General features: G+C 69.5%; 14 protein-coding genes and 1 riboswitch. Of the genes, 10 read left to right on the top strand and 4 right to left on the bottom strand.

The annotated features are described in order from the left end of the window. The first annotated feature begins 28 nt into the window (after window positions 1-28). Window positions 29-1,702 carry a SpoIIE family protein phosphatase gene (locus ACFY2X_RS32420; protein ID WP_389945893.1) on the top strand — a complete coding sequence of 558 codons (1,674 nt, stop codon included), beginning with the start codon at window positions 29-31 and terminating at the stop codon, window positions 1,700-1,702. Between the two features lie 101 nt (window positions 1,703-1,803). Then, entirely contained in the window at window positions 1,804-3,159 is a 1,356-nt protein-coding gene (locus ACFY2X_RS32415) for a dihydrolipoyl dehydrogenase family protein (RefSeq protein ID WP_389945890.1), read from the top strand. On the opposite strand, the gene ACFY2X_RS32410 is transcribed toward ACFY2X_RS32415, so the two are convergent. Beyond that, window positions 3,146-4,201: an AI-2E family transporter gene (locus ACFY2X_RS32410; protein WP_389945887.1), complete on the bottom strand. Its 1,056-nt coding sequence runs from the start codon at window positions 4,199-4,201 to the stop codon at window positions 3,146-3,148. The two genes, ACFY2X_RS32415 and ACFY2X_RS32410, sit on opposite strands and share 14 nt — an antisense overlap. A gap of 286 nt (window positions 4,202-4,487) precedes the next feature. Between ACFY2X_RS32410 and ACFY2X_RS32405 the strand changes: the two genes are divergently transcribed. Then, window positions 4,488-5,057 carry a TIGR03086 family metal-binding protein gene (locus ACFY2X_RS32405; RefSeq protein WP_389945884.1) on the top strand — a complete coding sequence of 190 codons (570 nt, stop codon included), beginning with the start codon at window positions 4,488-4,490 and terminating at the stop codon, window positions 5,055-5,057. A gap of 157 nt (window positions 5,058-5,214) precedes the next feature. Here the strand turns inward: ACFY2X_RS32405 and ACFY2X_RS32400 are convergent, their stop codons facing one another. Both ACFY2X_RS32400 and ACFY2X_RS32395 read right to left on the bottom strand, forming a co-directional pair. Next, window positions 5,215-5,292, bottom strand: coding sequence for a 50S ribosomal protein bL37 (locus ACFY2X_RS32400; protein WP_389945933.1), 78 nt, complete (start codon window positions 5,290-5,292; stop codon window positions 5,215-5,217). Window positions 5,293-5,377: 85 nt separating this feature from the next. After that, window positions 5,378-5,914 carry a hypothetical protein gene (locus ACFY2X_RS32395; RefSeq protein WP_389945881.1) on the bottom strand — a complete coding sequence of 179 codons (537 nt, stop codon included), beginning with the start codon at window positions 5,912-5,914 and terminating at the stop codon, window positions 5,378-5,380. A 66-nt stretch (window positions 5,915-5,980) separates the two neighbouring features. Here ACFY2X_RS32395 and ACFY2X_RS32390 point away from each other — a divergent pair, with 66 nt between their 5' ends. The 5 genes from ACFY2X_RS32390 to ACFY2X_RS32370 all read left to right on the top strand — a co-directional run bounded on the left by ACFY2X_RS32390 (window position 5,981) and on the right by ACFY2X_RS32370 (window position 10,040). After that, complete coding sequence (locus ACFY2X_RS32390) at window positions 5,981-6,577, top strand: metal-dependent phosphohydrolase (protein WP_389945878.1); 597 nt, start codon at window positions 5,981-5,983, stop codon at window positions 6,575-6,577. 84 nt (window positions 6,578-6,661) lie between these two features. Beyond that, the gene (locus ACFY2X_RS32385) at window positions 6,662-7,462 is read left to right on the top strand and encodes a DeoR/GlpR family DNA-binding transcription regulator (RefSeq protein ID WP_389945875.1); all 801 of its coding nucleotides are present in this window, start codon (window positions 6,662-6,664) and stop codon (window positions 7,460-7,462) included. Next, window positions 7,459-8,538 (top strand): galactose-1-phosphate uridylyltransferase, encoded by a 1,080-nt coding sequence (galT, locus tag ACFY2X_RS32380; RefSeq protein WP_389945872.1) that lies wholly within the window; start codon window positions 7,459-7,461, stop codon window positions 8,536-8,538. Before ACFY2X_RS32385 ends, galT begins: the two co-directional genes overlap by 4 nt. A 71-nt stretch (window positions 8,539-8,609) precedes the next feature. Then, a riboswitch (cyclic di-AMP (ydaO/yuaA leader) is annotated at window positions 8,610-8,746 on the top strand. A 41-nt stretch (window positions 8,747-8,787) separates the two neighbouring features. Continuing rightward, window positions 8,788-9,723 (top strand): coiled-coil domain-containing protein, encoded by a 936-nt coding sequence (locus tag ACFY2X_RS32375; RefSeq protein WP_389945869.1) that lies wholly within the window; start codon window positions 8,788-8,790, stop codon window positions 9,721-9,723. Window positions 9,724-9,896: 173 nt separating this feature from the next. After that, window positions 9,897-10,040, top strand: coding sequence for a hypothetical protein (locus ACFY2X_RS32370; RefSeq protein ID WP_389945866.1), 144 nt, complete (start codon window positions 9,897-9,899; stop codon window positions 10,038-10,040). 300 nt (window positions 10,041-10,340) lie between these two features. On the opposite strand, the gene ACFY2X_RS32365 is transcribed toward ACFY2X_RS32370, so the two are convergent. Next, window positions 10,341-11,585 (bottom strand): epoxide hydrolase family protein, encoded by a 1,245-nt coding sequence (locus ACFY2X_RS32365; RefSeq protein WP_389945863.1) that lies wholly within the window; start codon window positions 11,583-11,585, stop codon window positions 10,341-10,343. Between the two features lie 622 nt (window positions 11,586-12,207). On the opposite strand from ACFY2X_RS32365, the gene ACFY2X_RS32360 reads away from it, so the two are divergent. Both ACFY2X_RS32360 and prfH read left to right on the top strand, forming a co-directional pair. Further along, on the top strand, window positions 12,208-13,398 hold the full coding sequence (locus ACFY2X_RS32360; RefSeq protein ID WP_389945860.1) for an RNA ligase RtcB family protein: 1,191 nt from the start codon (window positions 12,208-12,210) through the stop codon (window positions 13,396-13,398). Continuing rightward, complete coding sequence (gene prfH, locus ACFY2X_RS32355; RefSeq protein WP_389945857.1) at window positions 13,395-14,054, top strand: peptide chain release factor H; 660 nt, start codon at window positions 13,395-13,397, stop codon at window positions 14,052-14,054. Before ACFY2X_RS32360 ends, prfH begins: the two co-directional genes overlap by 4 nt. Window positions 14,055-14,223 lie beyond the last annotated feature (169 nt).

Genomic DNA, 14,223 nt, shown 5'->3' with positions numbered 1-14,223 from the left:
CAAGGACCCGACCGCCGCAGGACCTCGGATGAGCAGTCCCGCCACCCTGCACGAGCAGCTTTCGCTGCTGAACGCGGCGAGCAAGCGCATCGGCAGCACCCTGGACATGTTCGAGACCGGCAGGGAGCTGATGGACGTCGCCGTGCCGCGCTTCGCGGACGCGGCGGGCATCCTGGTGCAGGACCGTCTGGTGACCGAAGGGGAGTTCCCCCTGCGCAGCATCGACGGCTCGGCGCTGGTGCGGCGGATCGCGGTGGGCGTGTCCGACCCCGCGCCCGACGAGTACGCCAAGGCCTTCCCCGTGGACGAGCTCGTCGCGTACGAGCCGTGGACGCCCTATGCCAGATGCATGGCCAGCGGCAACCCCATCCTCTACCCTCGCCTGGGCCGCCGGACCGCCGAGGAGATCGGGCGGTTCTGGAAGCGCGACTCGGTGTCCCGGGTGCTGGAGGACAGTTCGTTCCTCGTGGTGCCGCTGAAGGCGCGCGGCAGGGTGCTCGGTTTCGTCATCTTCACCCGGAGGCCCGACAGCCCGCCCTTCGAGGAGCAGGACATCAACCTCGCCGAGGAGCTGGCGGCCAGGACCGCGGTCTGCCTCGACAACGCCAGGCTCTACAGCCGTGAGCGCCGTACCGCGCTGACCCTGCAGAGCAGCCTGCTCCCCGTCGACCTGTCCCAGCCGCTGGGACTGACGATCGCCTCCCGCTACCTGCCCGCGAGCGACCTGGTCGGGGTGGGCGGCGACTGGTACGACGTGATCCCGCTGCCCGGCTGCCGGGTCGCCCTCGTGGTCGGCGACGTGATGGGGCACGGCATCAGGGCGGCCGCCACGATGGGCCAGCTCCGCACGGCCGCCCGTACGCTGGCCAGCCTCGACCTCACCCCGGCCGAAGTGCTCTTCCGGCTCAACCGGATGAGCCAGGACCTGGACGCCACCCAGATCGCGACGTGCGTCTACGCCACCTACGACCCGGTCACGCGGACGTGCGCGATCGCCTGCGCGGGACATGTGCCGCCGATCCTGGTACGGCCGGGCGGCGAGACCGAGCTGCTGGAGCTTCCTCCCGGGCTTCCCCTCGGCATCGGCAACGATCCGGTCGAGATGCGCGAGCTCGTCCTCCCGCACGACGCCGTCCTCGCCTTCTACACCGACGGCCTGGTCGAGAGCCGCGACCGGGACATCGACGAGGGCATCGGCATGGTGCGCGACCTGCTCGCCGGGGAGAACCAGGACCTGGAGGCGATCTGCGATCTCACGATCGACGCGCAGCGCCCGGGACACGAACGCGACGACATCGCGCTCCTGCTGGCCAGGGTCCGCGAGCTGAGCGAGGACGACTTCGTGGAGCTCACGCTCTCTCCGGACCCCCGCTCCGCCTCCCAGGCCCGCCGTTTCGTCCGCGCCACGCTCAGCGAATGGCAGCTGGACTCGATCGCCGACGCCACCGAGCTCATGATCAGCGAGCTGGTCACCAACGCGATCAAGCACGGCGCGGGCATGGTCGAGCTGCGCCTGCTCCGCGGCCCCTCGCTGGTGTGCGAGGTGGCCGACCGCTCCCCCGCGTCACCGATCATGCGTGAGGCGGGCAGCGGCGACGACACCGGACGCGGACTCCAGCTCATCAACTGGCTCGCCCACCGCTGGGGCTACCGCCCGACCCCGAAGGGAAAGATCGTCTGGGTGGAGCAGAGGCTGCCCTAGAGCCGGGAGCGGGAGGCCGTCCATGCTCTTCTCCGCGGCTCCCCAGGCCGTCCGGCGACCCCCGGCGTGTTTCCGGAGCGATAACGGGCAAGGGTGAGGTCATGGAGTTCGACGTCATCGTGCTGGGCATGGGGCCGGGGGGCGAGGACGCCGCCGGACGGCTGGCCGAGGCCGGTCTCCGGGTGGCCGCCGTGGAGGCGAACCTGGTCGGCGGCGAGTGCCCCTACTGGGGGTGCATACCGTCCAAGATGATGATCCGCGCGGCCGACCTGCTCGCCGAGGGCGGGCGCGTTCCGGGGATGGCGGGCGACTCGACCGTCTCGCCCGACTGGGCGCCGGTGGCCCAGCGGATCCGCAAGGAGGCCACCGACGACTGGAACGACCAGGTCGCCGCTGATCGGCTCACCGGCAAGGGCGCTCATCTGGTCAGGGGGAAGGCGAGGATCACCGCGCCCGGTGAGGTCACCGTGGACGGCCAGGTGCTGCGCGCCCACCGGGGCATCGTGATCGCCACCGGCTCCGAGCCCGCCGTACCGCCGATCGAGGGGCTGAAGGGCACCCCTTACTGGACCAACCACCACGCGATCGAGGCCGAGGCCGTGCCCGGGTCGCTGATCGTGCTGGGCGGCGGGGCGATCGGGGCGGAGCTGGGCCAGGTGTTCTCCCGGTTCGGCGCGGCGGTGACCGTCGTGGAGGGCGCCGACCGGCTGCTGCCGCTGGAGGAGCCGGAGGCGAGCGAGCTGGTCGCGAAGGCGTTCGAGGCCGAGGGCATCGAGGTGCGGGCCGGAGCCGCGGTCAGGCGGGTCAGCCATGACGGTTCGGCGTTCACGCTGGAGGTCGAGGACGGCCCCGCCGTCAGCGCCGAGCGGCTCCTGGTGTCCACCGGGCGGCGCTCGGACCTCAGGGCGCTGGGCGTCGGCGCGATCGGGCTCGACGAGTCGGCCCGGTCGATCGAGACCGACGGGCGAATGCGCGCGGCCGAGGGGGTCTGGGCGCTGGGCGACGTGACGGGCAGGGGCGCGTTCACGCACATGTCGATGTACCAGGCGAACATCGTGGTGCGCGACATCCTCGGCGAGCCCGTCCATGAAGCGGAGTACCACGCGGTGCCCCGGGTGACCTTCACCGACCCCGAGGTCGGCTCGGTCGGGTTGTCGGAGGCCCAGGCCAGGCAGAGCGGCCTGGATGTGCGGACGGCTCTCACCCGGATCCCCGACTCGCCCCGGGGGTGGATCCACAAGGCGGGTAACGAGGGGTTCGTCAAGCTCGTCGCCGCCGACGGCGTCCTGGTCGGCGCGACCAGCGCGGGCCCGGTGGGCGGAGAGGTGCTGAGCATGCTCACCCTGGCCGTGCACGCGAAGATCCCGGTCCGGCGCCTCACTGAGATGATCTACGCCTATCCGACCTTCCACCGCGCGGTGGAGTCGACGCTGAAGGAGCTGTCTACGGGCCGGTAGGCGTCCGCCCGCCGATGAGGGGGACGGCCCAGCGGGTCTCGGGGTCGGCGTCGATCAGCAGCGCGCGGGCGAACGCGGTGAGCGGCACCGCCAGGATCGCCCCGACGGCGCCGAGCACATAGGTCCACACGAGCAGGGACAGAAGGGTGACCGTGACGGACAGGCCGGCGGCCTCGCCCGCGAACTTGGGCTGGATCACCGACTGGATGACGAAGTTCAGCACCGAGTAGACGACCAGCACGGCGATCGCCGTACCCGGCCCGGAGACCAGCAGCGCCAGCAGCGCGGGCGGGACGACCCCGATGACAAACCCGACATTGGGGATGTAGTTGGTGATGAACGCCAGCAGCCCCCAGAGCAGTGGAAGCGGTACACCCATGATCCACAGGGCGACGGCGTCGAGTGCCGCCACGATCAGCCCGAAGACCGTGGAGACGATCAGGTATTTACAGGTTCCCCGGGTGAACCCGCCCAGCGCCTCGACCAGGTACGGCCGCGAGCCCCTCAGCGACCCGATCGCGTCGTGCATCACGGTGGCGTCCAGGCTCATCCCGAACAGCAGCAACGTGATCAGGATGAGCGCGGCGCCGATGCCGAGCAGGCCGCTCAGGATGCCCCGGACCAGGCCGATCAACGAGCTCGAGTCCAGCCTCCCGAGCACCGAGGCGAGCTGCTCCCGGGTGATGCCCAGGTGGGCGATCTGCTGGCTGAGCGAGTCGAGCAGACGCTCGTACTGATCGGCGTAGGTGGGCAGCAGCGCCGCGAGCTGGGCCATCGAGACGGCCAGCGAGCCGATCAGCGCGATGAGGAGCAGGAGGACCGTGACCAGCGGGACCACGACGAGCACCCACGGCCTCGCGCCCCGGCGGCGCAGCCAGACCCGGAACGGGCTTACCGCGATGGTGAGGGTGAGTGCCAGGAAGGCCGGGCCGGCGATGTCGGCCAGCGCCCTGATCCCCGCCAGCGTCACCACCGCCGCGGCCGTCCCGAGCAACAGCCTCAAGCCACGCGAGGCCCCCGCGGGTCTGGGCGCTTCCACCATGCAGGACACTATGACGCGGCGTGCTCACGAGGAACGCTCACCACGCCGCGACGTCATGAGGCCCCGGCGGATCGCGTAAGCCGCGGTGGTGCCACCGCCGTCCGGCGGCGCATCACACATGAAGTGATTTTTCACGAAACAACGTGACCATCCGCCGGCCTCGGTGCGACCGCCGGACGAGCCCCCTGGCACCCGGTACGGCATGCGTCGCCGGTCATGCCTGACAAGCGCGATGACTACTGGCCTCCCAGGAGTTACGGTCGAAATGAGGACTGGGGAGGGCATGATGACGATCGACGTACGCGAGGCCTACCGCCGTGCGCTGGACGACTTCGGCGCTCTCGTGCATCGGATCAGGCCGGAGCAGTGGGAGAATCAGACACCGTGTGTGGACTGGAACGTACGCGCTCTGGTCAACCATGTGGTCGGAGAGAACCTGTGGGCGCCGGAGCTGCTCGCCGGACGGACCGTGGCGGACATCGGCGACGCCATCGAAGGCGATCTCCTCGGCGACGACCCGCTAAAGGCATTCGACGCCTCGGCCTCCTCCGCCGTCCAGGCGGCGAGCGACGAGCGGGCTCTGACCCGCGTCGTCCACCTGTCGTTCGGCGACGTGCCCGGCAAGGAGTACATCACCGAGCTGTTCGCCGACGCGCTCATCCACACCTGGGACCTGGCCCGTGCCATCGGCGCCGACGAGCGGCTCGACCCCGAGCTGGTGGAGGCCTGCGCGGCCTGGTTCGCCGGCGCCGAGGACGTCTACCGCCAGGCAGGAGTCATCGGAGAACACCAGCCGGTGCCCTCGGGAACCGACGCCCAGACCCGGTTACTCGCCTCATGGGGCCGCCGCAGCTGACGGGCCGCCGGCCTCGTCCGGCCCGGAATCGACCCGGAACGACCCGGAACGACCCGGAACCGGCTCGGAACGACCCGGAACGACCCGGAACGACCCGGAACGACCCGGAATCGGCTCGGAATCGGCGGCGCCAGGGCTAAGGCCCGCCGAACACGTCCTAACGAGATGTCGGCCGCTTGCCGTGGTTGGCCCTGTGCTTCTTGCGTGCCCGGCTCTTGCGCGCTCGTCTGGCCATGTCAACCGCCCTTCCGTAGTGCCCCGCAGGGGCCGAGTGAGGGTCCACCACTCACGTTCCTCCCCAAATGCATGCCGTACAAGACCTAGGGAACGATTCGCGTGGCTGCGGTGGCCGCGCTCACCTCGACTTTTCTGATCGTCTTGGCCTGGTCGACCATCTCCACCTTCCACACCACCCCCCTGCCTCCCTCCTCCAGCCCCGCGGAGGCGATCCAGGCCCCCGGTACGGCCTCGGTCGCGGCCTTCTCCGCCCCGGTGACGCCGATCTCGTCGGCGGCGACGAGATACTGCGCCCTGCTCGCGTCCTCGGGGTCCGCGGCCTGCCGGTTCGCCACCGCGCCGGTGGTGGCGTCCATCCGCAGGTAGGTCAGCACCCCGTCGCCGCCGAGCACGGCCGCCCGCCACACGCCCGGCGGCTGCGGGCCGTACAGGTGAAGCCTCATGACCCGGCCGCCCTTGCCGTCCCTCGCCGCGGTCGCGGCGGCATCGGGGAAGGCGACGGGGGGCGGCGTGGGCAGCGCCGGGACGGGCGGGGAGGAGACCGCCGTGCCGCCGCCCCCGCAGGCTGCGGCGGCGACGAGCAGGACAAGCGGGACGAGCAGGACAGCGGTCAGTCGCATGATCGGATCCTCACCGCTCGGGTACCCGCCGACACGACTGCTGACCATGGTTTTAGGCTCCGTCGCATGAGCGCGAAGTTGATGGACCGCTGGCGGTCCCTGGCCGGGCCCGACGCGGAGCACCTGGGCCGAGAGCTGATCACCCGGTACGGCGAGCCGCACCGCAGATACCACACGACCGATCACTTGGAGGCCGTACTGGCCCACATCGACACGCTGGCCGGCAATGCCGCGAACCCGGATCTGGTCCGCCTCGCCGCCTGGTTCCACGACGCCGTCTACGACCCGCGGCGCGGCGACAACGAGGAGCGCAGCGCCCTGCTGGCCGAGCGCGCGCTGCCGGAGATGGGACTGCCCGCCGAGGCGGTGGCCACCGTGGCCCGGCTGGTCAGACTCACCGTCACGCATGATCCGGCGCCGGGCGACGCGGACGGGGCCGTGCTGTGCGACGCCGACCTGGCGATCCTGGCCGCCCCGCCCGAGATCTACGCGGCCTACGCGGCGGCCGTACGCCAGGAGTACTTCTTCGTTCCGGACGACGCCTTCCGCGAGGGCCGGGCCGCCGTGCTGCGCTCGCTGCTCGCCCTGCCGGCCATCTTCCGCATCGCCGACCTTGAGGCTCCGGCAAGAGCGAACATCCACGCCGAGCTTGACCAACTGTGAGCGACTATTCACCAGGATCCAACACCGTTGACCCAGATCTTCTGTGATAATTTGGTGGAATCTGTTTGATTAAGGAGTGGGTCAATGCTCGCCCAACAGCGGCAGCAGGCGATTCTGGAGCGGGTGCGCAGCAGCGGCGGGGTCAGGGTCGCCGACCTCGTCCGCGAGCTCGGCGTGTCCGACATGACGATCCGCAGAGATCTTGAGGTCCTGGCCGAACGCGGGCTGGTGGAGAAGGTCCACGGCGGGGCCACCACCGCGGGACCCGGCTCGACCGAGGAGCCCGGATTCGCCGCCAAGTCGGTGCGCCAGCAGCCGGAGAAGGAGGCGATCGCCCGGCACGCCGCCCAGCTCGTCCGGCCCGGCACCGCCATCGCGCTCTCCGCCGGGACCACCACCTGGACGCTGGCCCACTTCGTGATCGACGTGCCCGACCTGACCGTGATCACCAACTCGATCAGGATCGCCGACGTCTTCCACCGCTCTCCTCGCGCGGACCGCACCGTCGTGCTGACCGGCGGCGTCCGCACTCCCTCCGACGCCCTGGTCGGCCCGGTCGCCGTGGCGGCGATCCGCAGGCTGCACGTGGACACCCTGTTCCTCGGCGTGCACGGGATGAGCACTCGCGCCGGATTCACCACGCCCAACCTGCTGGAGGCGGAGACCAACCGCGAGCTGATCACCTCCGCGCATCGCCTGGTAGTGCCCGCCGATCACACCAAGTGGGGCATCGTCGGGATCAGCACGATCGCCGAGCTCGCCGAGGCCCACGTCGTGATCACCGACTCCGGCCTGCCGGACGAGGCACGCGACGAACTCACCGCCCAGGTGGGCGAGCTGATCATTACCGAGCCGCAGTCCGAGAGCGAGGCCATGAGCCGATGAAACGCACGATCACCCACCTGGCCGACGGCCGGGAGCTCATCTATTTCGACCGGCACGACGACGAGGACCGCGGTGCGATCGACGAGCGCGACCTGCCGCCCCGCCCGCCGGCCTCCGAGCTGCGCTACGACCCGCTCACCGAGGAGTGGATCGCGGTGGCCGGTCACCGCCAGGGCCGCACCTTCCTTCCCCCCGCCAGCGAGTGCCCGCTGTGCCCGTCCACTCCCGGCAATCTGACCGAGATTCCTTCGGCCGCCTACGACGTGGTCGTCTTCGAGAACCGTTTCCCGTCCTTCTCCGCCCAGCTGGGCGAATATCACCAGGTGGGCGGGCTGAGCGAGGTCCGCCCGGGGATCGGCCGCTGCGAGGTGGTCTGCTTCACCTCCGAGCACGACTCCTCCTTCTCCAGGCTCTCCCCCGACCAGGTCGAGCTGGTCATGGAGGCCTGGATCGACCGTACGGCGGAGCTGTCGGCGATGCCGGGCGTGGAGCAGGTGTTCTGCTTCGAGAACCGGGGGGCGGAGATCGGCATCACCCTGGCCCATCCGCACGGCCAGATCTACGCCTACCCCTACGTCACCCCGCGCACCAAGCTGTCCCTCGGAGCGGCCGAGCGCCATCGCGACCGGACCGGCGGCAACCTGTTCGCCGACGTGCTCGCCGCCGAACGGGAGGCCGGGATCCGGGTGGTCGCGTCGAACGAGCACTGGACGGCGTTCGTCCCGGCGGCGGCCCGCTGGCCCGTGGAGATCCACATCTACCCGCACCGGCAGGTTCCCGACCTGGCCGCACTGGAGCCCGGCGAGCGCGCGGCGTTCGGCCCGCTTTACACGGAGGTGCTCCGCCGTCTCGACGGGTTGTACGGGATGCCCATGCCGTACGTCGCGGCCTGGCATCAGGCACCGGTGAACGTCGGCCGCGACCTGTCCTACGCGCACCTGGAGTTGTTCAGCATCCGCCGGGCACCGAACAAGCTGAAGTATCTCGCCGGATCGGAGTCGGCCATGGGGGCCTTCGTGAACGACGTTCTTCCGGAGGAGGCGGCACGCCTTTTGCGATCTGTTGTCACAGATTGATCACTACTTGGTTTCAGCTTAAGGTCGCATGACTGTCTGTTTACCACTACTATCCTCACACATCGGTCGGTATGACCGATATGCCTAATTCCGGGCGCGTCGCCCGGGAGCCGGGGACCCACCGCATTTTGGGGTGAACCACTTCGGTGGAAGGGCTTCCTCCAGCCCGAACCCGTCAGCTAACCCGGTAGGCGGTAGGAGAGGAGAGTCGTGGCGGCTCTATCCCCCACGTTCCGTCGCCATGCGGCCGTGACCGTATCCCTGGTTTCGGCCCTCGCGTTCACCCTCGGCACGGCGACCGCGGCCGACGCGGCCCCCAAGCCGGACGAGTCCCGGCTCCGCGCCGAGCTGGCCGAGCTGAACAAGAAAGTCGACAAGCTCATCGAGGCCTACGCGGCCAAACGTGAGTCCTTGGGAAAGGCCCAGAAGTCCGAGGAGGCCGCCAAGGCGGACCTGCGCAAGGCGGAGGAGGCGTACACCGAGGCGGAGAAGCAGGTCGGCTCCATCGCCCAGTTCCGCTACCAGAGCAACGTCGGCAGCCTGCCGACGTTGCTGTTCGCCTCCGACATGAGCAGTGCCGCGATCATGGAGCAGCTCACCGCCGAGCAGAGCGCCTACCTGCAGGTCTTCGCCAGGAGTCGGGACGGCAAGAAGCAGGCGGCCGAGAAGGCGGCCCAGCTCACCGCCCAGATCGTCGAGGAGGCCGAAGCGGTGGAGACCCGGCGCCGGGAGGCCGAGCAGGTCATCCACGACATCGAGAAGAAGCTCGACAAGCTCGTCCCCAGGGGTTCCGGCCGCCGCTCCGACGGCAGCTGGGCGCCCCAGCTGCCCACGGGCACCGACAACATCACCGACCGCACCCGGATCATGCGCGAAGCCATCCGCAAGCGCTTCGCCCTGCCCTATGAGGTCGGCTGCTACCGGTCGCAGAACGACGGCGGCGAACACCCGCTCGGCCGCGCCTGCGACTTCATGATGAGCACGGGGGGCTCGATGCCCTCACAAGAACACGTCAAGCTCGGTGACGAGATCGCCGCCTGGGCCATCAAGAACAAGGACGCCCTCGGAGTCAAATACGTGATCTGGCGCCAGCGCATCAACTCCGGCTCCGGCTGGCGCGCCATGTCCGATCGCGGCAGCATCACCGCCAACCACTACGACCACACACACATCTCGATGTACTAGATGTACTAATGGTCTGTCACCGAATCTCGGCCGGGTAATTGATCGCGGGTGGTGGACCCGTCAGGCTGACTGCCTCTTCGATGCTGGGAGGCGGTCGTGGCGCGTCGACCGGAAGTGTTCGTCCGGCCGTTGACGATGGAGTAGGGGGCTGTCCACCGACGAGCAGCGAGCAAGTGCGCGAGCACATCTGCCTCATCGCCAAGACGGCCCCCGCCGAGTGGGGCATCACCGGGCACTCCACATGGAGCCTGCGCACCCTGGCCGAGCACCTCATCACCCGAGGGGTGGTGGCGGCGATCGGCGCGTACGTGCGCTGACGCAACGCCCGGACCCGCCCCAAGACGAACTTCGCCACCAGCTCACCGATCAGAAGCTGGACCAGTTACCCCACCAAGGTTGCGTGACGGCCACTAGCGTTGTGACCCAGACACAAGGCGATCCACCGCCTCACTTCTGGTCGACGTCGACCGTGACTGCCGCACTTGCCACATGTGATTTCCCGACCATCCTTGCGCGTCCGGTGAAGGCCGGCGTCCCGACAGCGGCCATCCCGTAACGATACGGCCACCATCCGTGCCCGGATACACCGTGGTGTCACCGCGCGAACCGGAGCGGGCTCAGGATTTCTGCAGCGGCCGGAACGCGGCCCGCACCTCGGTGGAGAAGAGCTCCGGCTCCTCCCAGGCGGGGAAGTGGCCGCCGCTGTCGACCTCGTTGAAGTACGTGAGGTTGGGGTAGACCGTCTCGACCCAGCTGCGCGGGGCAGCCCAGATCTCGCCGGGGAATGTCGTGAAGCCGACCGGAACCGAGACCCTCGGAGGAGCCTGGCCGTCCGCACGGGCTGCGGCCTGGGCTCGTCCAAATTCCCAGTACCACCGGGCGGCCGAGGCGCCGGTGCCCGTCAGCCAGTACAGCGTGATGTTGTCGAGGATGTTGTCCCGGGTGAGATTGCCCACGGGCTCGCCGTCGACCAACGCGCGGGAGATCTTGTAGTAGCTGTCCGTGTCGTGGTCGAGCATCCAGGCCGCCAGCCCGACGGGTGAATCCAGCAGGGAGTAGCCGATCGTCTGCGGCCGGGTGGACTGCTCCAGGAAGTAGCCGAAGCCGTCCGTCGTGAACGTGTTGACCGCGTCGTGCGCCGCGCGTTCCTGCTCGGACTCCGCCGGCAGTTGGTCCTTGAGACCGATCGCCCCGGCGAGCAAGTTGATGTGGATGCCGAGCAGCCCCTCGGGTGCTTGGCGGCCCATCGCGTCCGTGACGGTGGCGCCCACGTCGCCCCCCTGGGCGACGTAGCGCGTGTAGCCGAGGCGGTCCATCAGCTCCGCCCACGCGCGTGCGATGCGGCCGGACTCCCAGCCGAGCTCGGTCGGCTCGCCCGAGAAGCCGTAGCCAGGCAAGGACGGCAGCACCAGGTGGAAGGCGTCCTCGGCCCGTCCGCCGTGCGCGGTCGGGTCGGTGAGCGGGCCGACGACCTCGAGCAGCTCGACGACCGAGCCCGGCCAGCCGTGCGTCATGATCAGCGGCAGGGCGTTCTCGTGCTGCGACCGCACGTGGATGAAGTGGATCTCGACGCCGTCGATGTCCGTCGTGTACTGCGGCAGGGCGTTCAGCTTCGCCTCGAACGCGCGCCAGTCGTGATCGGTCGTCCAGTAGCGGGCCAGCTCCTGAACCGTCGCCAGCTGCACGCCCTGGGAGCGATCGGTGACCAGCTCTCGGGTGGGCCAGCGCGTGGCCGCGATCCGGCGGCGCATGTCGGCGATCGCTTCTTCCGGTGTGTCGAGCCGAAAGGGACGGATTTCGTTCTCGTTGGACATGTTCTCCACCTGCCGGGTCGGGTCGACCGGCGCCAGCGGGGCCGGCACGCGCCCATTCTCGTCGATACCCATCTGACCTGGGCGGACACCAGCCGGGTGTGGATTGGCCTGGCCGTCGTCATACCGTGGGGCCGGTGGGGCTCCGGGCCGGTCCGTTTCGGGATCAGTCGTCACGGACGCGCCGGCCTAACCTGACGGCTTCCCATCCGAGGCTCGCTGAGACTGGTCGAGAGGCGTGCGGGGATGCGGCCGATTGATCCGCTTGAAAAGCGGAAGGTCATCTCGCTGGCAGTCTGATCGGCGGATGCGGGACAAGCGCGGGACGATCTTGGAGATGTTTCGCCAGGTCGTCACCAGCAACTCAGCCATTAGCGGTACGAGTCAACGCCTTCCGCCGGCGCGGCTTAACCATGAGGTCGCGGCATGAGAGTGCACGCATCCGCCGTGTTCTCCAGCGTGTCGACCGCAGCAATGCACACGTCATGAGATGGCGGTGAGTGCAGGCATGCAGGCCCGTACGACCGAAAACCGCTTGCCTCGCATGGTGGGCTCAGGGAACGTGGTGTCCATGACGCTCTGACGGACAGCACCCCGCCACTCCGAGATGCCACGGCGCCGACGCGCCCCGCAACGCTGTCAACCCATGCCCCTTTAAGGGAAGAGAGCCTTTTTGTCTCAGCAACACTCCCGGCAGGAGTCCCCGCTGCCGTCCACCACGGCCATGGGTCCGGCCACCGTCACCGTGTTCGCCTCCCCCGCGAGCTGGATCGAGTCCGACGCCCTCACGCAGTGCCACCAGGTGGCCGCCCTCGATGGCATGATGCACGTCGCCGCCATGCCAGACCTGCACCCTGGCAAGGGCGCCCCCATCGGTGCCGCCATGGCATCGACCGTGCTGTACCCGTTCCTGGTGGGCTCCGACATCGGTTGCGGCATCGCCGTGTTCCCCATGAAGCTCAAGCGCGCCGTACCCGAGAAGCTCGCCGCCCGCTTCCCCGACCTCGATCGCGCGCTGGATCCCGAGCAGGATGCCGACGACCCGGCGTGGGCCGTTGTGAAGGGCGATATCCCCGCCGGTCACGTCGAGGGCCTCGGGACGGTCGGCCGGGGCAATCATTTCGTCGAGCTGGCGCGGATCGGGACCGTCTTCGAGCCGGGCCACGCGAGCCGTCTCGGACTCGCCGACGGCGACCTGGTTCTCATCGTCCACAGCGGCTCCCGGGGGCTGGGCGAACGGATCCTGCGGGCGCATACCGCGGTCCACGGCGCGGGCCCCGCCCCTGACCCCGGCGCCTACCTGGCGATGCATGACGACGCCGTACGCTGGGGATCGCTCAACCGGCGGTTGATGGCCGCCCGGGTCGCCCATGCCCTGGGAGCCGAGCCCGCCGAGCCGCTCGTCGACCAGTGCCACAACCTGGTCGAGGTCCGTGACGGGGTCTACCTGCACCGCAAGGGGGCGGCGCCGGGTGACGGCCGCGACGTGCTCATTGCCGGTACGCGAGGCACCCCCTCCTACCTCGTGGCCGCCCACGCCGGGCCGGATGCCAACCATTCCGTCGCGCACGGCGCGGGGCGCAAGATGTCGCGTGCGGACGCCCTGCGCCGGGGCCGGGCCAAGCACACGGTCGAGGAGCTGCGCCGCACGCCGGTGGGCTCGCTGGTGGTGTGCGGAGACCGCCAATTGCTCTTCGAGGAGGCGCCGACGGCCTACAAGCGCATCGAGCAGGTGATCGCCGACCTCGTCGACCATGACCTGGCCACGCCCGTGGCCACCACGATCCCTCTGGTCACCTACAAGACACCCGATCTCGGATCCGCACCCCAGCGGGACCAGCGCCGCAAGCGAGGCCGGCGGTGAGTGTCCACCTGCTCCTGTCGGCCGGGCGTGGCCCGCAGGAGTGCGCCTGGGCGCTGGCCCGGCTGCTGCGCCGCCTGGAAGGTGATGCCACCCGGCAGAACCTGGAAACCCATCGGGTCCAGACCGTTCCCGGTGACCGGCCCGATACCTACAGATCGGTCCTGATCCAGATATCGGGAGCCGACGCCGAGGCGTTCGCCGCCTCGTGGGCCGGAACCCTGTGCTGGCAGGCCCCCAGCCCATACCGGGCTGGCACAGGCCGGAAGAACTGGTACGTCATCGCCCAACCGTGCCAGGTCGACACCCCGCGCACGACGTTCGCGGAGGCGGACGTCGACATCGTCGCCTGCCGCACCGGCGGCCCCGGCGGTCAACATCGAAACAAGGCCAGCACGGCGGTACGGGCGACCCACCGGCCCTCGGGGATCGTCGTCGTGGTCGACACCGAGCGGCAGTTCAGCCTCAACCGCCGCATCGCCATGCGGCTGCTGCGACAGCGCATCGAGGAGGGCGACGAGACGGCAGGGCGTGCCGTCACCACCGCTCGCTGGCGCGTCCACGATGAGCTCGTACGCGGCAACCCCACCCGTATCGAACGTCCGGAAATGCCGAAGCAGGACCTGGCTTCGCAGGAACAGGCGCGCCGACGACTGTGACAGTCCACCCGACCATGCCCTACCGCGGAAGGAGAATCGCACCCGACAGTATGAGAATCGCCAGAGCAAAAGCATGCACGGTAAGGACCTGCCGGCACGATCGCGGTACTCCGCGGCGTGAGCAGCCCGAGGAAGCTCACCGAGAGTGGACGCAACCGTGGAGGCCCCT

Source organism: Streptosporangium sp. NPDC000396 (assembly GCF_042898655.1).
In the GTDB taxonomy this organism is placed as follows: Bacteria; Actinomycetota; Actinomycetes; order Streptosporangiales; family Streptosporangiaceae; genus Streptosporangium.
This window is presented reverse-complemented; position numbering and strand designations above follow the sequence as displayed.